Source organism: Marinococcus sp. PL1-022 (genome assembly GCF_033845285.1).
GTDB lineage: Bacteria > Bacillota > Bacilli > Bacillales > Marinococcaceae > Marinococcus.
Genome location: NZ_JAWXCX010000001.1, coordinates 542283 through 563017 on the forward strand (window position 1 = coordinate 542283; position 20735 = coordinate 563017).

At 45.8% G+C, this 20735-nt stretch carries 22 protein-coding genes; 16 read left to right on the forward strand and 6 right to left on the reverse strand.

Annotated elements, in window-relative coordinates; translation table 11 throughout:
- The first annotated feature begins 155 nt into the window (after positions 1-155).
- Genes SIC45_RS02820 through SIC45_RS02835 form a run of 4 tightly spaced genes read left to right on the forward strand, consistent with a single transcriptional unit; the run spans position 156 to position 3361 of the window.
- Entirely contained in the window at positions 156-527 is a 372-nt protein-coding gene (locus SIC45_RS02820) for a DUF2512 family protein (RefSeq protein WP_319630993.1), read from the forward strand.
- A gap of 16 nt (positions 528-543) precedes the next feature.
- Entirely contained in the window at positions 544-1035 is a 492-nt protein-coding gene (locus SIC45_RS02825) for a DUF2243 domain-containing protein (protein ID WP_319630994.1), read from the forward strand.
- A gap of 4 nt (positions 1036-1039) precedes the next feature.
- The gene (locus tag SIC45_RS02830) at positions 1040-1801 is read left to right on the forward strand and encodes a cytochrome c oxidase assembly protein (RefSeq protein ID WP_319630995.1); all 762 of its coding nucleotides are present in this window, start codon (positions 1040-1042) and stop codon (positions 1799-1801) included.
- 18 nt (positions 1802-1819) lie between these two features.
- Positions 1820-3361, forward strand: a complete 1542-nt coding sequence (locus tag SIC45_RS02835; RefSeq protein ID WP_319630996.1) for an FAD-dependent oxidoreductase — start codon at positions 1820-1822, stop codon at positions 3359-3361.
- 43 nt (positions 3362-3404) lie between these two features.
- On the opposite strand, the gene SIC45_RS02840 is transcribed toward SIC45_RS02835, so the two are convergent.
- A complete protein-coding gene (locus tag SIC45_RS02840; protein WP_319630997.1) occupies positions 3405-5102 on the reverse strand; it encodes a methyl-accepting chemotaxis protein in 1698 nt (565 codons plus the stop codon).
- Positions 5103-5341: 239 nt separating this feature from the next.
- The gene (locus tag SIC45_RS02845; protein WP_319630998.1) at positions 5342-6175 is read right to left on the reverse strand and encodes a GGDEF domain-containing protein; all 834 of its coding nucleotides are present in this window, start codon (positions 6173-6175) and stop codon (positions 5342-5344) included.
- A gap of 241 nt (positions 6176-6416) precedes the next feature.
- Between SIC45_RS02845 and SIC45_RS02850 the strand changes: the two genes are divergently transcribed.
- From SIC45_RS02850 to SIC45_RS02860, 3 genes are all read left to right on the forward strand, one after another.
- Complete coding sequence (locus tag SIC45_RS02850; protein ID WP_298785305.1) at positions 6417-7466, forward strand: class I fructose-bisphosphate aldolase; 1050 nt, start codon at positions 6417-6419, stop codon at positions 7464-7466.
- A gap of 113 nt (positions 7467-7579) precedes the next feature.
- Complete coding sequence (gene fmdA, locus SIC45_RS02855; RefSeq protein ID WP_319630999.1) at positions 7580-8764, forward strand: formamidase; 1185 nt, start codon at positions 7580-7582, stop codon at positions 8762-8764.
- Position 8765: 1 nt separating this feature from the next.
- Positions 8766-9035, forward strand: coding sequence for a zinc ribbon domain-containing protein (locus SIC45_RS02860; protein ID WP_319631000.1), 270 nt, complete (start codon positions 8766-8768; stop codon positions 9033-9035).
- Positions 9036-9069: 34 nt separating this feature from the next.
- Here the strand turns inward: SIC45_RS02860 and SIC45_RS02865 are convergent, their stop codons facing one another.
- From SIC45_RS02865 to SIC45_RS02880, 4 genes are all read right to left on the reverse strand, one after another.
- On the reverse strand, positions 9070-9231 hold the full coding sequence (locus SIC45_RS02865) for a hypothetical protein (protein WP_319631001.1): 162 nt from the start codon (positions 9229-9231) through the stop codon (positions 9070-9072).
- A 106-nt stretch (positions 9232-9337) separates the two neighbouring features.
- Entirely contained in the window at positions 9338-10240 is a 903-nt protein-coding gene (locus SIC45_RS02870) for a sulfotransferase domain-containing protein (RefSeq protein ID WP_319631002.1), read from the reverse strand.
- Positions 10241-10404: 164 nt separating this feature from the next.
- Positions 10405-11223 carry an undecaprenyl-diphosphate phosphatase gene (locus tag SIC45_RS02875; protein WP_319631003.1) on the reverse strand — a complete coding sequence of 273 codons (819 nt, stop codon included), beginning with the start codon at positions 11221-11223 and terminating at the stop codon, positions 10405-10407.
- Between the two features lie 191 nt (positions 11224-11414).
- Positions 11415-12656 (reverse strand): hemolysin family protein, encoded by a 1242-nt coding sequence (locus SIC45_RS02880; protein WP_319631004.1) that lies wholly within the window; start codon positions 12654-12656, stop codon positions 11415-11417.
- A 409-nt stretch (positions 12657-13065) separates the two neighbouring features.
- Between SIC45_RS02880 and rhaM the strand changes: the two genes are divergently transcribed.
- The 9 genes from rhaM (at position 13066) to SIC45_RS02925 (ending at position 20721) form a co-directional block, all read left to right on the forward strand.
- Complete coding sequence (gene rhaM / locus SIC45_RS02885; protein ID WP_319631005.1) at positions 13066-13380, forward strand: L-rhamnose mutarotase; 315 nt, start codon at positions 13066-13068, stop codon at positions 13378-13380.
- A 236-nt stretch (positions 13381-13616) separates the two neighbouring features.
- Entirely contained in the window at positions 13617-13799 is a 183-nt protein-coding gene (locus tag SIC45_RS02890; protein ID WP_298785314.1) for a hypothetical protein, read from the forward strand.
- 278 nt (positions 13800-14077) lie between these two features.
- Positions 14078-16135 carry a BglG family transcription antiterminator gene (locus SIC45_RS02895; protein ID WP_319631006.1) on the forward strand — a complete coding sequence of 686 codons (2058 nt, stop codon included), beginning with the start codon at positions 14078-14080 and terminating at the stop codon, positions 16133-16135.
- Positions 16136-16170: 35 nt separating this feature from the next.
- Positions 16171-16659: a PTS sugar transporter subunit IIA gene (locus SIC45_RS02900; protein WP_298785316.1), complete on the forward strand. Its 489-nt coding sequence runs from the start codon at positions 16171-16173 to the stop codon at positions 16657-16659.
- Complete coding sequence (locus SIC45_RS02905; protein ID WP_022794068.1) at positions 16659-16943, forward strand: PTS sugar transporter subunit IIB; 285 nt, start codon at positions 16659-16661, stop codon at positions 16941-16943. Before SIC45_RS02900 ends, SIC45_RS02905 begins: the two co-directional genes overlap by 1 nt.
- A gap of 69 nt (positions 16944-17012) precedes the next feature.
- Positions 17013-18275, forward strand: a complete 1263-nt coding sequence (locus SIC45_RS02910; protein ID WP_319631007.1) for a galactitol-specific PTS transporter subunit IIC — start codon at positions 17013-17015, stop codon at positions 18273-18275.
- 53 nt (positions 18276-18328) lie between these two features.
- On the forward strand, positions 18329-19360 hold the full coding sequence (locus SIC45_RS02915) for a zinc-binding dehydrogenase (RefSeq protein WP_298785318.1): 1032 nt from the start codon (positions 18329-18331) through the stop codon (positions 19358-19360).
- Positions 19361-19477: 117 nt separating this feature from the next.
- On the forward strand, positions 19478-19645 hold the full coding sequence (locus SIC45_RS02920) for a hypothetical protein (protein ID WP_319631008.1): 168 nt from the start codon (positions 19478-19480) through the stop codon (positions 19643-19645).
- Positions 19646-19671: 26 nt separating this feature from the next.
- Complete coding sequence (locus SIC45_RS02925) at positions 19672-20721, forward strand: galactitol-1-phosphate 5-dehydrogenase (RefSeq protein ID WP_319631009.1); 1050 nt, start codon at positions 19672-19674, stop codon at positions 20719-20721.
- Positions 20722-20735: the final 14 nt, after the last annotated feature.

The following is a 20735-nucleotide window of genomic DNA, read 5'->3' on the forward strand; positions in this document are numbered from 1 at the left end:
AATGCATTTAAAGGAAATAGAAGGATAGCCAATTATTAACTGAATAAACAAAGGCAGCAATCGCAGGATCAAGCCTTGCGGTAAGCCAGGAAAAGAGATACGTCTTTCCCTGGCTTTTTGTGTTTTATAAACTATTTTTAAAAAGGAGGGGGCATATGAAGCATGTTAAAGCATTAACAGGAAAAGCCTTAATGACAGCTGTTTTGTTGTTTTTGGTACTAAGCATCGCAAACGGTGTCTCAGTTTGGAGTGTGCTGATTCTCACTATTATCATCGTTGCCGTCAGCTATCCACTCGGTGACCTTGTACTGCTCCCACGGGTGAAAAGCCTGGTTGCAGCAGCGGTGGATGCCGGCCTGGTGTTTGTGATTGTTTTAATCGCAGGCGTCGTGCTTTCCTTTTCAGGCCCGGTACTGCTTGCAGCAGCGGCAGCCGCTGTGCTGATGGGGGCAGGAGAATATATGTTTCATTTTTACCTGGGCACGCACGTGCTTTTTTCAAGCAATCGTGTCAAAACGGATATGTAACTGAGGAGGCCTAGTCATGTCAGAAAAAAACGAAGCGATGCTTCGGAGGAATCAGGCGAATTACGCAGGAAGAAACGTGTTATCCGGCTTCCTTTTCGGCCTCGGCCTCATCGCTTTTATAGATGAGGTAGTATTTCACCAGCTGCTCAATTGGCATCATTTTTATGACCTGTCGACTACGACTGTCGGAATCGTTTCAGATGGTTTTTTTCATGCGTTCAGCTGGTTTGCTACAGTAGCGGCCCTGTTTATGGTTGCTGATCTCCGGCGCCGTCAAAGCTTTTGGCTGCGCCGGTGGATCGGCGGAATGTTGACCGGAGTTGGTTTTTTTCAGCTGTATGACGGAATCGTTCATCATAAGTGGATGGGGATCCACCAAATAAGATACGGGGTGGACATTCTGCCATATGATCTCGTCTGGAATATCAGTGCGTTTATACTGTTTATTGCTGGAATAGTCATATGGAGGCAGACTTCGCAGGTGAAAAAACAGAGAGCGGCGGTATAAGCTGATGACTACTTCACATTATATTGCAGAAGGAGTGCTTGCAGCCCCTTTTATCCTTATCTGTCTCCTGTATCTTGCTGCGGCTTTTCGTGATACCGGGTGGCCGGTATACCGCGTTGGGCTGTTTACTGTCGGTACAGCGGCGGCAGTCGTTTCGGTGCTTGGCCCGCTTCCCCGGATGGCTCATGATTCATTTGTCATTCATATGACCGGGCATTTGCTGCTTGGTATGCTGGCTCCGCTTTGTATGGTGCTTGCTGCTCCGATGACGCTTGCTCTTCGTGCTCTGCCTGTAGCGACAGCAAAACAAGTGGCTAAACTACTGCGGAGTCGTTTCATAGCCATAGTGTCCCATCCGGTGACGGCCGCAGTGTTAAACATTGGCGGCTTATGGCTTTTGTATACGACCGGATTGTACACTTTAATGCATGAGTCAGCGCTCGTTTATACCGCCGTTCATATTCATATTTTCTTAGCAGGATACGTGTTTACAGCTTCTATCATTTATATCGATCCGGCGCCGCACCGGTACTCTTTCCTTTTTCGGTCGGGAGTGCTTGTAACGGCACTTGCAGGGCACGGCATTTTGTCCAAATATTTGTACGCGTCTCCGCCGTCCGGGGTCGGTCAGGAGGCTGCCCGGACAGGCTCCATGCTGATGTATTACGGGGGCGATGCGGTGGATATTGCCATCATAGTGATTGTTTGCTGGCACTGGTATAAAGCGGCCCGTCCAAGACAGGAAAAAACGCCGGTGGCTGAATAACAATAAGGAGGAACTGCAATGACTAACGATAAGCGCGTCCCTTTGTATCCTAATTCTTTATGGCTTAAGGAAAGTAAACCGACACACATGCCCGCACACAGCGGAGAAGATACAACTGAAGTTACTATTACAGGGGCTGGGGCAGCGGGTATTACAGCAGCTTATTATTTAGCGAAGGCTGGAACAAAGGTGGTGCTGCTCGAAGCGGGCACGGTACTGGAAGGCACCACCGGAAATACAACGGCAAAAATATCCTCCCAGCATGGAATGATTTACGATGAGTTGATTCAGAATCACGGCCAGGAGAAAGCAAGCCAGTATTTTGAAGCGAACGAACAGGCGATCAGTGATATGCGCAAGCGGGTTGCTGAGCTCAGTATTGACTGTGAATGGGAAGAGCGGGACGCTTTTATTTACACGAAAAGCGAGCAGCAGAAAAAAGTGATGGAGCAGGAAGCAGAGGCGTACCGGTTATTAAATGTTAATGGCGGGGATGCTTTAAAGGAGCATGATCTTCCATACGCTGTCGAGCGGGCTCTTGTTATCCGTGACCAGGCTCAGTTTCAGCCGGTGCATTATTACCGGGCGCTTCTGGAAGAGGTGGTCCGCCTTGGCGGGCGTGTGTACGAAAATACACGTGCAGCGGATGTGAATAAATCCAAGGGTAAAGTAGTGGTAAACACAAATAATGACAGCACGATTACGAGTGACTATCTTTTGGTAACAACTCATTTCCCTTTTAATGACGGTATGGGAAAGTACTACAGCCGTCTGCATGTGGAGCGCTCCTACATTATTGGCGCTAAGGTTCGGACGATGCCGAAGCATATGTACATTAGTGTGGATTCCCCGTCACGGTCGCTTCGCACAGCAAAGGATGAAAATGGGGAAGACCTGCTTTTAATCGGAGGAGAAGGCCACACGTCAGGAAAAAATGAAATGAATACGTTCGAACGGTACGAAGCATTGCGAGCCTTCGGGGAAGAAAATTTTGGTCTGCAGACGGTGCCTTACCGCTGGTCGGCGCAGGATATGATTACGCTGGATAAAATGCCCTATGTGGGCCCGATGACTTCCGGCGAAGAACAGATTTTTACTGCCACCGGGTTTATGAAATGGGGCATCAGCAACAGTGAAGCGGCGGGGAAAATGCTCGCTGATTATGTACTCGGTAATGAAAATGTGTACAAGGAAGCCTTTGATCCGACGCGGTCCGAGCTGAAAAAGAAAAACATTCAATCCTTTGCGGCCGAAAACATGGACGTAGGAAAAGAAATGGTTAAAGGAAAATCCAACAGAGGCGATAAAGAAAAGAATCTGGAAAATGATGAAGGAGCTTTAATTAATACTGAAGACGGAAAGGCCGGGGCTTACCGGGACGAAACAGGAAGGCTTTATGTTGTCGACACCACCTGTACGCATATGGGCTGCGACCTGTCCTGGAACAATGCAGAACGGAGCTGGGATTGTCCGTGCCATGGTTCAAGATTTTCCTACGGTGGGGAGGTTATTGAAGGGCCGGCAGTAAAGCCGCTGAAGCGTAAAACAGATCTTGAATAACAAAGAAGGCCGGGAGCAAAAACCTCCGGGCCTTCTTTTCGTATCACAGCTTAAATTTAGCCACTTCTGCGTTCAGCTGGCGGGCAAGGTCGTTAAGATTTTCTGAATTAGCGGAAACCTCCTCCATGGAGCTGCTCGTCTGCTGGACAGAAGCGGCAGTCTGCTCGACGCCGGCAGCCGATTCCTCGGAGACGGAAGCTATTTCTTCGATGGAAGCATTGATTTCCTGGCTGCTCGAAGAGATGGCCGCCAGATTTTGAGTAACGGCTTGAAGGTTTCCTGCCATCTCCTGAATAGCGGTATTAATGGTATTAAAGGTTTCTCCGGTAGTTTGAATCTGGGTAGTGCCGGTTTCGACCTCCTTATAGCCTGCCTGCAGGGAGGCGGTGACGGAAGAAGATTCGTTCTGGATCCCTTCAACAATACTGGTGATATCAGTGATCGAAGCAGAAACCTGTTCGGCGAGCTTTCGCACTTCATCAGCAACCACAGCAAAGCCGCGTCCCTGTTCACCGGCCCGGGCGGCCTCAATGGCTGCATTTAAAGCGAGCAGATTGGTTTGATTGGCAATATCATTAATGACAGACACTAATTTTGAAATTTCCTGGGACTGTTTATCAAGTCCCTCGACCTTTACAGCAGCATTTTTTACGATGGCATCGATTTTTTCCATTTGATGGACTGAATTATCCATCAGCTCCCGGCCTTCGTTCGTAATGGACAAGATGTGGGTGGAGGCGCTGCGGACGTCTTCGCCCTTTGTATGAGCAACAGATACGTTTTCTGTAAAATCACTCATTAAAGAGGCAATGCTGCTCGCGCTTGTCGCCTGGGATTCCGCTCCGGAAGCAAGCTCCTCCATCGTAACAGCCACCTGCTGGGACCCTGCTTTCACCTCGTTGGCGGAGTGGGTCAGATGCTGACTCTGATCAGATACGTTTGTGGACATCGTTTTAATTTGTGTAAGCAGCCGGGCCATATTAACATTCATTTGATTGGCAGCTTGTACGAGCTTCCCGGTTTCGTCGCGTGCCGTAGTCTGCATCGGCTCCTGGCTTAAATCCCCTTCTGCGATGGACTGCATCCGCTGCATAACCGCTCTGATCGGGGCAGAAATTGTACGTGCCATAAAAAAGGCGATAGCCACACCGGCAATGATTACTAATATAGAAACAATAGTCCCGGTAGTCATTAGATTTCTTCCGCTTTCAAGCACATTTTCACCTGCTGCGGTAATTTCTCCTTCTCTTTCTGCTGCCGTATCTTCAAACCCGGACATAATTTCCCGTGCTAACGGTTTGGCTTCTGTATTTAAAATCTGTTTAGCTTCTTCTTCATTGCCAGCTTCATAGGCTGGAAAAACTTCTGTTGTAATAATCTGCTCCCATGCAACGCTCTGTTCTATTAATCCGCCTAATTCATCAGAACCAAAATCGGCCAGAGTTTTCTCTTCCAGCGCAGCGCTTTCCTCTGTATATTCCATGAAACTGCTTTTGAATTCCTCATCCCCGAATAAAACATATCCACGGGATAAAGCAACGCGCTGAGCCATATTAAAAGCAAGCTTTTCATCAGCGATCAACAACGGCAGCTGTTCCTCAACGATGTTTTCTGTTTCGGCATTTGCCTTACTGTTAGCATAAAAATTATAGACGCCGAGTGCTGTTACAAGCGCAATAACTGCTAAAAATCCGGTTAAAATCTTTGCGCGCAGACTTTTAAAATTAAACCATTCCTTCATACCATACACTCCTCTAAATAAAGTAGTAATACTTTCCCAAGGGGAAACGAATGCGCCTGTTGCTTTTTTATTTCTGCTTTTGGTGAGGGCCGGGGAATGGAAATAATAAGCAGATCAAAAAGAATTAACTCTACAGACATTTATCGATATAAAATAGGTTGAAAAGTATAGGTCATTGTTACTTTAAAATTGAAGAAATAGTGGTGGGGATTTTTTGCCGGAACAATGGCTTGCGGTGTTTATTCACTTAATGGGCGTAGATTTCTGCGTTTTTGACGTTTGGTTTTATACATTGCCTGATCGGCTTTATGCAGTACGGAAGTAAAGTCCTCCTGCTGGTTTAGGGATTCATATGTTCCAATGCTGACGGAAATCGTAAAAGTGTTTTCTCCATCTGTATAAGGAACTCTGAGCTGCTGGTCTATACGGCTTTGAGTCGTCTGCCTGCTTATTTCGCTTTTTGTTCCGGTTCGTTCCATGATCACAAACTCATCTCCGCCTAAACGATAAAGGTGCTGTTCCGGAGTGCAGGCGCTGCTAATCCTGTCAGCAGTAAATTGAAGCACACGGTCACCGGTGACGTGTCCGTAATTGTCGTTAATGATTTTGAATTGATCCACATCGATAAAATAGAAAAGGTAAGGACGGCCAGTCCCGGTGGTTTCCTGAAAAAACTGCTGCAGGGCAGCCCGGTTGGGCAGCTTCGTTAAATCGTCGCGGCCAACCATTTGTTTGGTTGTTTCGAGGTGGGCGATGGTACGGTTCAAATCGGCATTTAAACGGCCGATCATTCCGGTGCTTTGAAATGAAGCGCGGGCGCTGAGATCTCCGTTACGCACCGACGTTAATACAGCCTGGAAGTGAAGGATGCACCTGCGGACAAAGCTGAAGAAAAGAAAGTAATTCAGGAGGCCGAGCGCGATTCCGGCTGTAATCGAGGCCGTATAAAATACGCGCAAAAATGAAGCAGGTAGGGGGATAACTGCCGGCATGACCACAGCGAAACCGATTCCTATGAAAATACCAAGGAACATATATAAAGCAAACATCACAAACAAATAATTTATTTTCATAAGAAACACCCTTCCCGCGGAAAAGCTGACTGGTTCATAATAGTTTAAATTATGGAGCAGTATTTGTTATATATATCGTCACAATCCTAAAAAATCGTATACCTAAAGCGAAAATCACTCATATAGACATTTTTTCAGAGGGTCAGGCTTTTCATAAAATCTTTCGAAATTTTGTTTATGTTCTTCCCAAAAAAGGGAATTGGGTAAGAAGAATTTCCTAAACTGGTGAGGAGGTATCCCAATGGCTTCAACAAAGGAAATATTAGGTCAGGATGCGGATTACTTATTAAATCATGAAAGCAAAACGGTACCGAAAGAGAATCTCTATGTGCCAGGACCAGATTTTGTCGACCGGGTGTATAAATCGACGGACCGTTCTCCGGTAGTTCTGCGTAATCTGCAGAGCTTGTTTGATCACGGTCAGCTTGGCGGTACGGGCTATTTATCCATTTTGCCGGTGGACCAGGGCATTGAACACTCAGCAGGTGCTTCGTTTGCGCCGAACCCGATGTATTTCGATCCGGAAAATATCGTGAAGCTTGCAATGGAAAGTAACTGTAACGCGGTGGCTTCCACAGTGGGGGCACTCGGCTCAATCGCAAGAGATTATGCGCACAAAATCCCTTTCATTGCTAAAATTAACCACAATGAACTGTTAACGTACCCGGAAACGCACGACCAGATTATGTTCGGTTCTGTTGACCAGGCCTATAATATGGGCGCCGTAGCAGTTGGGGCTACGATTTATTTTGGTTCAGAACAGAGTGACCGGCAGATTCAGGAAGTAACGAAAGCCTTTGAACGGGCTCATCAGCTCGGCCTTGGCACGATTCTCTGGGCCTATCTGCGTAATCCGGGCTTTAAGAAAGACGGCACGGATTATCACACTGCCTCTGACTTAACGAGTCAGGCGATTCATCTATCAGCAAGTCTGCAGGCAGATATTGTGAAACAGAAAATGCCGACCAACAACGGTGGCTATACAGCTGTGGGCTACGGTAAAACGCATGATAAAGTATATTCAGAGCTTACAAGTGACCACCCAATTGACCTGACCCGTTATCAGGTAATGAACTCGTTTATGGGGCGGGCCGGCTTAATCAACTCCGGCGGCGGTTCTGCAGAATCGGATTTAGAGGATGCTGTAAAAACAGCGGTAATTAACAAGCGTGCCGGTGGCATGGGACTGATTATGGGGCGCAAGGCGTTCCAGCGTCCGATGAATGACGGTATAGAGATTATCCGCTCTGTTCAAAGCGTGTACGCGGACGAGTCGATTACTTTGGCATAGTAGGAAATAGAAAAAAGAGGGGGGGATTCCTCCCCTTTTTGTCTAATATATTCAGAAAATTTAAATAATGTCTGCTGTGTCTTTGGCTATGTTTTTAAACAGGAGGATTTTATATGCCGAAAAAACTGTTTGAAGTAGACCTGAACAAAACAATGGACCAACAGACAACGCCGGGGCATAATCGCTGGCATCCGGATATCCCTGCCGCTTTTTCCGTAGAGCCTGGGGAAACGTTCCGAATGGAATGCCTGGATTGGACCGACGGCCAGATCAGCAATAATGACGACCCTTCGGACATAAAGCATGTGAACCTGGACCGTGTGCATGTACTAAGCGGACCGGTACACGTGAACAAAGTGGAGGCGGGAGACCTGCTCGTTGTCGATATTTTGGATATCGGCACGTTTCACTCGCATGAATGGGGGTTTAACGGGATTTTCGCCAAAGAAAACGGCGGGAGCTTTTTAGTGGATCATTATCCGGAAGCGGCCAAGTCCATTTGGGATTTTGAAGGTATTTATGCGACTTCAAGACATGTACCGAACGTGAAGTTTGCAGGCATTATCCATCCGGGGCTGATAGGCGTCGCTCCCTCACAGGATATGCTGAATGAATGGAACCGCAGGGAGAAGGAGCTGGTGGATACGAATCCGGACCGGGTCCCACCGCTTGCAAATCTTCCGACGAAGGATTCGGTCGTGCTTGGAGAACTCAAAGGAGAAGAGTTCGATCGGGTGGCAGCTGAAGGAGCAAGAACGGTCCCACCCCGGGAGAACGGAGGCAACTGCGATATTAAAAACCTTTCGAAAGGATCAAGGGTATACTTTCCGGTGTTTGTAGATGGAGCGAAGCTTTCTGTAGGAGATCTTCATTTCTCGCAGGGGGACGGGGAAATTACGTTCTGCGGCGGGATTGAAATGCCCGGATGGATTGATCTGAAGGTGCACGTGATAAAAAACGGCATGGAAAAACATCGTATTAAACGTAACCCTGTCTTTAAGCCGGGACCGGTCATGCCACATTATAATGAATTTCTTGTTTTTGAAGGCGTGTCGGTGAATGAGTTTTCCGGCGCCCAGACCTATCTGGATGCCAACGTCGCGTACAGGAATGCGTGCCTGAACGCGATTGATTTTCTGAAAACACTCGGTTATACAGGGGAGCAGGCCTATATGCTCCTGGGTACTGCACCGGTGCAGGGCACTGTAGCAGGAGTAGTGGATATCCCGAATGCGTGCTGCACGCTCGCGCTGCCTAAAGATATATTTTACAAAAATATTTTGCCGGAGCTTGATTAGCATGGCTCAGTTTACTTTTAAATGCCGGACATGCGGCACGTTTGAATGCTGGATAGTAACAAAAGGAGCCCGTATCAATGAAGCGCCGTGCCCTTTATGCGGAGAACCAGCCGGGAGAGTCTTTCAGCCGGTGCACCTTTCAAAAATGAACGCGAAAGTAAAATCTAGAATTGAAAACGGCATGCAGCCGCAAACAGTAGAGCGAAAAGATCTGCCCGCACAACAAAGGCAACTGCCGCGGGCCCCCCGCCCGTGGCAGGCAGGACACTAAAGAAGGAGACCCGGTTTATTCGGGTCTCCTTTAACTATTTTTGATCCGTATCTTTGCCTTTTCCAACTACGCCAATAATCGCTATAGCGGACAGCATCACACCATACACAATAGATGAGGAAAGAAGAGGTCTTTTGGTGATGGTTAAAAATAGACGGTGGGACTTGTCAGCCTCGCTCCCGGGGTGTTCGTTCATGCATATCTCAGCCTCCTTCAGGGTATTTGAATAATTTTACCCGTGAAGGCTACGGTTCAATCGCAGCCGGATGAAAGTGGGGAAGAGCTGTTGAAAACGGAGCTTCTTAAACTTCCTTCTTCGTGTAATCGGTACCGTAATGAGAAAAGAACAATTGATTGTCCCTCTGGTACTTTGCCTGAAGTACCTGCTGCAGAGATTCGGGGAGAGAATATTTTTTGTGGTGAAGCATAAAGCTCGTCCGGCTCTGCAGCATTTTCCGGGAGATGGGGCGTCCTCTTTTTGTTGGCACAGGGGCTTCTGGGTTAAAGGGGGTTTTCAGGAAATAGTTCATCTTTCTGGCGGCCTTCACCTGCATCGTGCCATAGCTCCGGTTTACTTTTGTGTTGCTGTAGGAAGGAGCTTCTTTAATGCCCATATACTGGAGCAATGCTGTGATTTCCTCCATTTCATTTTCCCGGAACTGCTCGTACTGCATAAGATAATAGTTGTTTTTGCCAAACAGCTGCGTAATGCGCTCCATGTAGCTGAAATAATAGTACCCATTGAGTACTCCGAGCTGCTCCCACTCTTCAAACACGGCAGCGGCTTTCTTGTACCCGCCCTGGTGAACATACTGCACGTAAAGGGAAGTGAGAAGATCAAGCTGCCGCCGTACTCCAACAATAATATGCACGTCATAGCTTTCCTCGGGGAATATGCGGCGGAGATCCTTTAAAATAGCGTGGTTGTCCTTAACCTTTTTTTTCGTGGACATTGGATTTCCGGAGAGGCCTTCGTATGAAATAAGGAGTGGTTTTCCCGCCTCCATCATCGATTCAAAACCGCTGCGTAAATCAGTAATAGCTTTATCAGATAATTTTTTATGGCGTATTTTATACAGAGACGGCTGAATATGCCCCCGTGAAAGATATGTAATTTGATTTGTTAATTTCGGGTAAATACTTTTTTGCAGAAAAGTGGTGGCGGTTTTATGGTACCCCACATGGATATAAATAGTTTTGCGCATTGCCTGAGCCCCCTATGGAATGAATGCCTCCATCATATCGAAATCCACAGGAGCAATCAAAGTAAAAGCTGATTTTATGAATAACTCTTTTATTTTTGAATTAATGCTCGACCTATGTGAGTATCCACTTCCGTCATATTGAAAGCAACCTTTTATAATTGTTATTAAAAATAAATGACATAGACGACCCCGGCCAATACGATACGGTAGAAAGCAAACGGAATCAGACGGATTTTGTTGATAAGCTTCAGGAAAAAGGTGATCGATACAAGAGCGAACAAAAAGGCACTTACAAAGCCGACAGCAAAAAAGGGAAGCATGCCGGCAGTGAAATACTCCCATTTGCTTAAAAGGGAAACGGCGCTTGCTCCAAGCATAATCGGAACAGCCATAATGAACGTAAAGTCGGCCGCTGCCCGGTGGCTGAGGCCGAGCAGGACGCCGCCGGAAATAGTGGATCCGGAACGGGAGAATCCGGGCCACAGCGACAAGCATTGAATGAAGCCAATCAGAAAAGCCTTTTTATATGTAATAAGGTCCACGCTCTGGATAGCCTGCTTTGGCTGAAACAGATCAGCAGCAATCATCAGCAGGGCGCCGATAACCAGGCCAATCAGAACGGTTTGTGCAGAGAAAAGATGTTCGTCAATAAAGTCTTCTAACAAAAGACCGAGAATGCCAGCCGGCAGCAGACCGGTTATGATATGACTCAAACGGAGTTTACTGCCTGAGGCCTCTGTTTTTTTAGAGAACCCTAGCAGATCCCGGAAACGCTGGCGGAACACAACAATAACGGCAAGAATCGATCCGAGCTGAATAACGACTTTAAAAGTATTGGCCACCTCGGTGCCTAAAAATTCGTGAGAGCGGAGCCAAATATCATCGACAATAATCATATGACCAGTCGAAGACACAGGGGCAAACTCGGTGAGCCCCTCGACAATACCAAGCAGCAGCGCCACAAACAGTTCCCACATACTCATAATCTGATTTACCTTCCACTTTCTTTGCTTCTTTTTCTGCACTTTACAGAAGAAGTTTTCGATTTGTACAGCTATTATCAGATTATCATGTTTTCCGGGAAAAGCGAGTAAAAGTTTAGGTGCTTAAATTACTGATGTATCAGTATTATACAGACAAAAACCCGGAGAACAGCTCCCCGGGTTTAAGTATATTAGTCTTCCTCTTCTTCCTCTTCTTTCACGACGCGTACACGTTTGATCTGATTATTGTCCATGGTCAGTACTTCAAAATGAAGGTTCTCGTACTGGAGAGTTTCTCCTTCTTCAGGGATGTGGTCGAATTCCCGGTAGAGCAGTCCGGCAATGATATCCTCTTCTTCTTCGACCCGGGTATTAAAGATTTCGTTGAAGCGGCTGATGGCAAGCTTTCCATCGCAGATGATAACCTCGTCGGTCAGTTCTTCAATAAGCTGCTCGGAACGGGTATCATGCTCGTCTTCAATCTCCTGGCCTATCATTGCCTCGATGATATCCTCCTGGGTGACCATGCCCATCGTGCCGCCATATTCATCGAGTACGATGGCAAGGTGCTTCTGCTCATTCAGCATCCGTTTAAATACGTTATCGACAGAGTTGGTCTCCACTACATACAAAGGGTTGTTATCAATAAAATCATTAAGGGTTTTGTCGCTTTGTTCAGCCCATATAAGCAGCAGCTTGGCATGAAAAACGCCGACGATATGATCCATATTATCGTTGTACACCGGATACCGGGTATGATTGTGATTAATGGTAATGTCCCGCACTTCCTGAAAGCTGCTTTCGACCGGTATGCCGATAATCTCCATACGCGGGACCTTCAACACGTCACGTATATCCTTGCGGTAAAAATCAATTACCCGCTTAATCCGGTCCTGTTCCTGTTTTTCAAAGGTACCTTCTGAAGAGGCCACGTCGACCATCGTTTTAATCTCTTCGCGCGAATACGTCTGTGATGGTCCTTCGCCCCGGGTGATCAGCTTGATCACTCCGCGTGTGAAAGAATTCAGTAAAAACGTGAGCGGCTTAAAGATGAATACGAGCACTGCAATCACCGGGGCGACTATGTAAGCTACTTTATCCGCAAAGGTAGCAGCAATAGATTTAGGCAGAACCTCCGCGAAAATGATAAGCACAAACGTCAAAATAGCAGTAGCGATGCCGACAGAAAAATCGTAATTCAGGGCGAGTACGGTAACGAGGGTAGGAAGCATAATATTGGAGATGTTGTTTCCGATCAGGATGGCTGTGATTAACTCATCCGGTTTTCTCGTCAGCTTTAATAAATTTTTCGCCCGTTTATCGTTTTCTTCGGCACGGGACTGCATTCGTGCGCGGTTTGCTGCTGTTAAAGCTGTTTCGCTTCCGGATAAAAAGAAGGAAGCTAACAAAAATAAGATGATGACTGCTATCATAAGTACCCTCCACTGGCGTATTCTTTACATTTTATTTTCTGAGTGCGGTAAGTTACACGTTCAAACAACTATCCAACATTAAAAATAACATAAAAGCGCCAGGAAGAATTTAAATATGCAAAAGATTTTATTCCCAATTTGTGTTTGCAGGAAAAGATGAAATATGGAGAACGCTTTGAAGCACACCCGCAGCGCATTAAAATTCTACGTGGGTAAAAAGAAGAAAAAGAGAAAAAATAATAGATCAATGTTGATTTTTATTTTTGTAAGCTTTCATAATAGTAAATACAAATGAAAACCACTTTAACAAACAAAAAGAAACATTATGAAGAAGGGTGATCTAATTTTCCTTCTTTCATTAACAGCAAGAGTTCTTTGAAATAAAACTGTTGAGGAAAGGAGCATGAGTATGAAGCGTCTGGCATTGATTATGTATGTGTACCCGGAAAAAATAGAGGAATATATTGAAAAGCACGAACAGCTATGGCCGGAAATGAAAGAGGCTTTAAAGCAGCACGGAGCAGCCAATTATTCAATTTTTCTGGAGAGAGAAACAAGCAGGCTGTTTGCTTATCTTGAAATAGAAAATGAAGAGCGGTGGCAGCAGATGGCCTCCACTCCTATCAATCAAAAATGGTGGAAGGCCATGGCGCCATTAATGGAAACAAATGAAGATAACAGTCCTGTTACAACCCCGCTCGAAGAAGTATTTCATCTCGAATGAAAATCAGAAATACCTTCACTGAAAACAAATTCATAAGTGGAGCTTTTCTGTTCAAAATCCGTAAAAACGGGAATAGAAAACTATAAGGACAACGAGCGGCAGACATACAAAGGAATATAAGGGGGAATGCGGATGAAAGACCCTATATGTGATTGGCAGATAATAAAATCAATTGGTGAAGGGGACCCTTGTTCAGTCGTGTGATAATAATCAGCTGCGAAAAGGGGGGCGTGCTAATGAACCGCCGGTTGATTGACGACGAGTATGAACGTGAAATAGACCGCATGGTTAATGAAGGCGGCTATATTCCTGTGGAAATGGATTTTATAAAAAAACGGGCTAAAGTTAAAAAGAATAAAGATGGACTCCCTCAGGAGAATCAGGAAAAAGAAGCAGATGACTTTAAAGAAAAAGCCTGAATATAGTAATGAAATTTAACAGCTGCCGCCGGCAGCTGTTTTTTTCTTACAAAAATAAACAAATATTAGTGAAAAGAAACAGCTAAAAGGTGCTATACTTATTAATCTGTGTGTGACCTGCCACATTTGATTAAGCCTGTTGTATCAATGTACGAAATTGGTTTGTAGAATGTAAATCACAATATTGTACAGCAAATGTTCAAAAGACTGCGATGAAAACGTATACATTTAGATTGCAGCGGCTGATAGAATAAAAATTAACCAAAGGGGGGAAGGAGATGCCGCTAAGTGAACGGGATAATGAAATATTAAACGAACTAATCCGCAACCCGTCGGTCACTAGCATGGCGCTTGAAGAAAAGCATCAACTGACACGAAGGCAGCTCGGCTACAGCATTAATAAAGTAAACGACTGGCTTTTAAGCAAAAACCTTCCGGTTATTGAACGAACGCGCCAAGGGCATTTCATTATTGATCAGTCCGTTTACACAAATTTCGGCGTGGATGAAGAACTCATTGCAGCTGAAAAACCAATACTCACCGGAAAACAGCGTACTTATTATCTTATTATGATGCTAGTCGGCAGTGAAGAGCCGCTTTCATTAAATCATTTCACAAGTGAGCTGCAGCTGAGTAAAAACACCGTATTAAATGAGCTGAAGGAAGCGCAGCAGTATTTAGGTGACTACCAGCTTCTTATCAAATATTCCCGTAAAGAGGGGTATCTGGTGGACGGGAAAGAATTTCAGATCCGGAAACTGTTGATGAATGTAACGTATCAGCTGCTCGCTATGCAGGACGGTGCGACAAGAATCAAAATGATAGCCGGAATTGATGAGGAGGAGCTCGACGATTACCGCCAGCGGATTGAAAACATCGAAAACAAGCTCAGTCTGAAATTTACTGATGAAAAGCTTGAAACAATGCCTTATATATTAGCTTTAATTTTAAAAAGAATAAAAAAAGGCTACACGATGGACACATTTTCAATCCAGTATGAAGAGCTTTCAGATACGAAAGAATACCAGGCTACAGAGGAAATATTTAAAAAGAATGAACACATTCCGATGGAAGAGCGTTTGTTTATCACGCTGCATCTTTTGACAGCAAATGTATACAGCACTTCGTTTCCGATGGAAGACGATGTGATTCCGAATTTAGGGGCCGCCACAGATGATATGCTGCGCCAATTTGAGAAAAGCGCCTGTGTTTATTTACATGAACGCGACCAGCTGCTTGATAAGCTGCTTCAGCACATTAAGCCGGCTTATTACCGTATCAAATATCAGCTGTCGGAAACGTCATCTACCCAGGTGCCGCTCAGCAAGGAATTCAAAGCATTGCATCATCTGGTAAAACAATCCACTGCACCACTTGAGAAGTTAATCGGCAGCCGGATCCCAGACAGCGAAAGCAGCTTCATTACAATGCTGATCGGAGGCTGGATGAAACGGCAGGGCGAAAGCATTGAAAAGAAAGTTAAGGCCATTGTGGTCTGCCCTCAGGGTGTGTCTGTCTCAAGACTGATGCTTAATGAGCTGAGTGAGCTTTTTCCGGAATTTGTTTTTCTTGATTCTTTATCGGTACGGGAATTTCTGTACTATCCTCTGGAGTACGACATCGTATTCGCCCCGACGTTTCTCGAGACCGAAAAAAAACTGTTCGTAGTAAAAACGTTTTTAGGCCGGGAAGAACGCCAGCGTCTTCGCAAGCAGGTAATGCTTGAGCTTTACGGATATTTGCCGAACCATCTGGATATTGATGAAATCATTCAGATTATTGGGCGCCATGCTCATATCCATAATGAAAGTGCACTTATAGAAGATATCCAAAATTATATTAATCAGGATAATGAAAGCTCAGTGAATTACAGCATGGGTAAAGCTGAATACAATTTGGATGAATTAATCACTCCGGCTTCCATTACCCTGAGGGATAAAGTGAGCGATTGGGAAGAGGCGGTAAAGGCAGGAGCGAAGCCGTTACTCGAAAATAAAAGTATTACGGGCGACTATGTGAACAGTATGCTGCGCTATACCGAAGAAGATCCTTATATTGTCATAGGGCCGAATATTGCGATTCCCCACGCTTCACCGGAAGACGGAGTGAACGAAGTAGGAATGAGTTTGTTGAGACTGAAGGAAGGAGTTCTTTTCTCCGAAGAATACCGGATCAATCTGGTGATCGTCATTGCTGCAGTAGATAAACAAAAGCATATTCACGCGCTGATGCAGTTAATGAAGCTTGCGGGCTCACAAACAGCACGAGATCAAATAACAGCTGCAGATTCTGCTAAAGATATATACAAACTTATTCAGTCGTATTCCAAAGATTAACTGCGACAAATTTAATTCCACCAAGGAGGGGCCTGATGAGCGATTTGTATTTTGATACTCCTGTGATTCTTTTAGATATGGACGGGGGAGCCAAAGAAGAAGTATTGCGGACTATGGCACAAAATTTAGTGAACAACGGACTGGTAAAACAAAGCTTCGTAGAAGCGGTAATCCAAAGAGAAAATGAGTACGCTACCGGCCTGCCGACAGGCGACATTGCGGTTGCTATTCCTCACACAGATGTAGAGCATGTACAGCAAAAAGCAATCAGTGTGGGAATACTGAAGGAGCCCGTCGACTTTGTCATCATGGGTGACGACACAGAAACGGTTCCGGTCAAAATCGTATTTATGCTTGCCATGGACGAGGCACACTCCCAGCTGAAGCTTTTGCAGCAGCTTATGCAGGTGTTTCAGGACCAGAGTGTTTTAAACGAACTCATCAGTACATCTGATGAAAAACAGATCAAACATATAATGGAAGAGAAATTGGATGCGTTATCACTTGAAGGAGGTGAAAAATAATGGCAAAAAAACAAGTATTAGTAGCATGTGGAGCAGGCGTGGCAACTTCCACAGTTGTTAACGGTGCTATTGAAGATATGGCTAAGGAGCATAAATTATCGGTAGATCTTAAACAGATTAAAATAGCGGAAGTAGAAAGCTATGTTGATACTGCTGACTTACTGGTAACGACAGCTACCATCAAAAAGGAATACCCGTTTCCGGTAATCAATGCACGTTCATTCCTCACAGGAATTGGAATGGAAGATACCAAGCAGGAAATTCTGGATGAATTGAAAAAATAACAGCAGTCCCGGTTTCCTGTTTCATCAGGGAAGCCGGGCTCATTACTACAGGTATGAGGGGGAAGTGGCATGCAGGGATTTGTAGATCTTGTACAGGGGTTTTTGGCTCTGGGAGCAACAGTAATTTTACCAGTTGTTATCTTTTTGCTCGGTTTATTATTCGGGCAGAAGCCGGGGAAGGCATTCCGTTCCGGTTTAACAATTGGGGTAGCATTTGTAGGGATATTTCTTGTTGTTGACTTACTGGTTAATAACTTAGGGCCGGCAGCGCAGGGAATGGTTGATCGATTAGGAGTTAACCTGGATGTAATTGACGTCGGCTGGCCGGCGACATCATCTATTGCCTGGGCTTCTACGGCAGTAGCAGCATTTATTATTCCATTGGGACTGCTTGTAAACGTTGTCATGCTTTTGACAAAAACGACGAAAACAATGAACGTGGATATTTGGAACTTTTGGCACTATACCTTTATGGCTGCGGTAGTATACACCGTATCTGACAGTATTATTCAAGGACTTATTGCTGCAGTTATCTTTCAAATCGTGACCTTGAAAATTGCTGACTGGACCGCACCGATGGTGGAAGACTTTTACGAGCTTCCAGGGGTATCAATCGCAACAGGAAGTACCGTATCGTACGCCCCGGGTATTTTTCTCGTAAAAGGTCTGCAGAAAATCCCCGGCGTCAACCGGTGGAGCGCAGATCCTGACAGTATTCAAAGACGGTTTGGCGTGTTCGGCGAATCCATCTTTATCGGCTTGTTCCTCGGTGTAGCAATCGGTGCCCTGGCTGGCTACAGTGTAGGGGAAGTAATTGAAATCGGGATGGCTATGGCCGCCGTTATGGTACTGATGCCACGGATGGTTAAGATTTTGATGGAGGGCTTAATGCCTGTATCAGAGTCAGCCAGAAACTGGTTGAACAAACACTTCAGCAACAAGGAAATTTATATCGGCCTGGACGCAGCGGTTCTTTTGGGCCACCCATCCGTTATTGCAACTGCACTAATTCTTGTCCCAATCACAGTTGTGCTGGCAGTATTTCTGCCTGGTAACGCTCTGCTTCCTTTCGGGGACCTTGCGACAATTCCATTTGTTGTTGCGTTTATCGTCGGGGCAGCGAGAGGTAACATTATACACTCTGTGCTGGTAGGTACCGTGATGATCGCTCTTTCGCTTTATATGGCGACAGATATTGCGAACGTATTTACAACGATGGCTGAAAACGCTGATTTCGACATGCCTGAAGATTCCGCACGGATTTCAAGCATTGACCAGGGCGGAAACCTGATTAACTGGCTCATCTGGAGATTCTTCGAACTGTTTAATTAAACCTCTCTCAAGCAGAACATACATGAAAATTAACACACCGGGAGGATGAAAGCATGAAAGCATTGGTGAAAACCGATTTAGAGCATGGAAGCATCGAAGTACAGGAAAAGCAGGAGCCGACGCCCGGGAAAGACCAGGTAAAGATCAAAGTAAAGTATGCAGGTGTCTGCGGCACAGATATCCACGCCTATGAGGGTCATTACAAAGTTAGTGCGCCGGTGACGCTTGGACATGAATTTGCTGGTGAAGTCGTAGAAGTCGGAGAGGGAGTCAGCGACTTTAAGCCCGGAGACCGGGTCACCTCAGAAACGACGTTCTATATTTGCGGTGAGTGCCGGTACTGCCGGGCTGGCGACTACAACCTATGCAGCTGGCGCAAAGGGCTTGGCAATCAGTATGACGGAGCGTTTGCGAAGTACTTAATTGCCAGGAAAGCAAGCCTTCATCATCTTCCGGAAAACGTTGACTATCAGTCTGCTGCGATGACAGAGCCGCTTGCATGCACGCATCACGCGGTAGCTAAAACAGAAATCACGGACGGTGATATTGCAGTAGTTATCGGACCGGGACCAATCGGCCTGTTTACTGCTCAGGTGGCTCAGAGCCGGGGAGCTAAAGTTATTATAACTGGCCTGACAAATGATAAAGTGCGTCTGGAAAAGGCGAAGGAGCTTGGAATTGATTACGTTGTTAACTCACAGGAAGAGGATCTTCATGAATTCGTCAACAGCGTAACCGATGGGTACGGGGCAGATATCGTTTTCGAATGCTCGGGAGCTGTGCCGGCGGCCAAGCAGGCAATCGGGCTGTTACGGAAAAAAGGACAGTACGCCCAGGTAGGGATTTTTACGACACCGGATATTCAATTTGATTTTGACAAAGTGATTCAGAAAGAAATTCGTGTAGTCGGCAGCCGGAGCCAGAAGCCTGCAGACTGGGAGCCTTCGCTTGAACTGATGAACAGCGGACTTGTGAATGCAAGGGCAATGGTCACTCACGAATATGACATTACGGAGTGGGATAAAGCCTACCAAAAAATTAAAGACGGTGAAGCTATTAAAGTACTGCTTACCCCTGTGGATTAATATCAGCTGGAAGTAAACATTGACCATGGGGATTAAAAAGACAGGGAGCTATAAACAAGAAAGGCTCCCTGCCCGCTGTCAGCGGAAAAATATAGTGAAAAGGTAAGGAGGGACACCATGACAGAATTAATGCTTGATTTTATGCTGGGTCCAATGCGTGTAATCGGGGATTTCTATTTTGACCACCAGATGATTTTTAATCCACTGATTGTCGGAGCGGCGTTAATAAAAATATTGTTTGGAAAGAAAAAGGCAAAAAATGAACCAGCCAATTCAGAATCGTAATATCGTTACTTTGAAGGGAGAAAAACATGAAAAGTCTTAAACTATACGGACAGCAGGACCTCCGATTCGAAGAAGCTTCAAAGCCGGTAATTGAAAACGCTGATGATGTTATTATCAAGGTGAAAGCTGCAGGACTTTGCGGTTCCGACATTTCCCGCTACAAAAAGCTGGGCCCGTACGTGGAAGGCATGATTTTCGGTCATGAATTCGCAGGGGAGGTCGCAGAAACTGGACACGGAGTATCACATGTACAAAAAGGCGACCGCGTGGCTGGGTGCCCAACATTTCGGTGCGGGAAGTGTCTGAGCTGTCAAAAAGGAGAGCCGTCACGCTGTGAAAACCTGACTGTAATTGGCGCCCGCCACCCGGGGTCCTATGCAGAATACGTTAAGCTGCCGGCTGAAAATGTTCTGCCGCTGCCTGAACAGGTGGACTATAATACCGCTGCCCTTGTAGAACCCGCCGCTGTGGTAGCCCATGGGTTTTACCGCACAAGCATCCAGCCCGGGGCGGAAGTGGCCGTAATGGGATGCGGAAGTATCGGCCTTCTGGCTGTGCAGTGGGCAAAAATATTTGGTGCGAAAAAAGTGTATGCGATTGATATCGATGATGTAAAGCTGCAAACCGCGAGGGAAGTTGGCGCGGATGTATTGATCAATTCGAGTCAGCGTCCAGCCCATGAACAAATAGAGGAGCATACAGGCGGATACGGAGTGGATCTTGCAGTGGAATCTGCAGGAGCGCCTGCGACATCTGCCCAGGTGCTCGCTCTTCCAAAAAAGGGAGGAGAAGTTGTGTTTATGGGGATTCCGTACGCGGATATCACGATTGAACGTTTTTATTTTGAACGCATTGTTCGTAATGAACTGAGGATACTGGGCTCCTGGAACGCTGTATCGTCGCCGTTTCCCGGAAAAGAATGGACGTCCGCGCTGCACTATATGAGCACCGGCCAGATTAATGTTGAGCCGATGATCTCCCATACCCCTGGTCTTTCGGACGGACCGGAAACCTTCAATAATTTAATCGAAGGAAGAGGAAATTATGTGAAGGTCGTTTTTCACCCGGAAAAATAATTAATTAGATAAAA

What these genes read in the sequence shown, in the direction of transcription:
- SIC45_RS02845 (WP_319630998.1), bottom strand. Translation starts at nt 6,175, where the DNA reads ATGAAAATAAATTATTTGTTTGTGATGTTTGCTTTATATATGTTCCTT.
- fmdA (WP_319630999.1), top strand. Translation starts at nt 7,580, where the DNA reads ATGCCGAAAAAACTGTTTGAAGTAGACCTGAACAAAACAATGGACCAA.
- SIC45_RS02865 (WP_319631001.1), bottom strand. Translation starts at nt 9,231, where the DNA reads ATGAACGAACACCCCGGGAGCGAGGCTGACAAGTCCCACCGTCTATTT.
- SIC45_RS02825 (WP_319630994.1), top strand. Translation starts at nt 544, where the DNA reads ATGTCAGAAAAAAACGAAGCGATGCTTCGGAGGAATCAGGCGAATTAC.
- SIC45_RS02895 (WP_319631006.1), top strand. Translation starts at nt 14,078, where the DNA reads ATGCCGCTAAGTGAACGGGATAATGAAATATTAAACGAACTAATCCGC.
- SIC45_RS02835 (WP_319630996.1), top strand. Translation starts at nt 1,820, where the DNA reads ATGACTAACGATAAGCGCGTCCCTTTGTATCCTAATTCTTTATGGCTT.
- SIC45_RS02920 (WP_319631008.1), top strand. Translation starts at nt 19,478, where the DNA reads ATGACAGAATTAATGCTTGATTTTATGCTGGGTCCAATGCGTGTAATC.
- SIC45_RS02850 (WP_298785305.1), top strand. Translation starts at nt 6,417, where the DNA reads ATGGCTTCAACAAAGGAAATATTAGGTCAGGATGCGGATTACTTATTA.
- SIC45_RS02880 (WP_319631004.1), bottom strand. Translation starts at nt 12,656, where the DNA reads ATGATAGCAGTCATCATCTTATTTTTGTTAGCTTCCTTCTTTTTATCC.
- SIC45_RS02915 (WP_298785318.1), top strand. Translation starts at nt 18,329, where the DNA reads ATGAAAGCATTGGTGAAAACCGATTTAGAGCATGGAAGCATCGAAGTA.
- SIC45_RS02820 (WP_319630993.1), top strand. Translation starts at nt 156, where the DNA reads ATGAAGCATGTTAAAGCATTAACAGGAAAAGCCTTAATGACAGCTGTT.
- SIC45_RS02840 (WP_319630997.1), bottom strand. Translation starts at nt 5,102, where the DNA reads ATGAAGGAATGGTTTAATTTTAAAAGTCTGCGCGCAAAGATTTTAACC.
- SIC45_RS02875 (WP_319631003.1), bottom strand. Translation starts at nt 11,223, where the DNA reads ATGAGTATGTGGGAACTGTTTGTGGCGCTGCTGCTTGGTATTGTCGAG.
- SIC45_RS02905 (WP_022794068.1), top strand. Translation starts at nt 16,659, where the DNA reads ATGGCAAAAAAACAAGTATTAGTAGCATGTGGAGCAGGCGTGGCAACT.
- SIC45_RS02830 (WP_319630995.1), top strand. Translation starts at nt 1,040, where the DNA reads ATGACTACTTCACATTATATTGCAGAAGGAGTGCTTGCAGCCCCTTTT.
- rhaM (WP_319631005.1), top strand. Translation starts at nt 13,066, where the DNA reads ATGAAGCGTCTGGCATTGATTATGTATGTGTACCCGGAAAAAATAGAG.
- SIC45_RS02900 (WP_298785316.1), top strand. Translation starts at nt 16,171, where the DNA reads ATGAGCGATTTGTATTTTGATACTCCTGTGATTCTTTTAGATATGGAC.
- SIC45_RS02910 (WP_319631007.1), top strand. Translation starts at nt 17,013, where the DNA reads ATGCAGGGATTTGTAGATCTTGTACAGGGGTTTTTGGCTCTGGGAGCA.
- SIC45_RS02890 (WP_298785314.1), top strand. Translation starts at nt 13,617, where the DNA reads ATGAACCGCCGGTTGATTGACGACGAGTATGAACGTGAAATAGACCGC.
- SIC45_RS02860 (WP_319631000.1), top strand. Translation starts at nt 8,766, where the DNA reads ATGGCTCAGTTTACTTTTAAATGCCGGACATGCGGCACGTTTGAATGC.
- SIC45_RS02925 (WP_319631009.1), top strand. Translation starts at nt 19,672, where the DNA reads ATGAAAAGTCTTAAACTATACGGACAGCAGGACCTCCGATTCGAAGAA.
- SIC45_RS02870 (WP_319631002.1), bottom strand. Translation starts at nt 10,240, where the DNA reads ATGCGCAAAACTATTTATATCCATGTGGGGTACCATAAAACCGCCACC.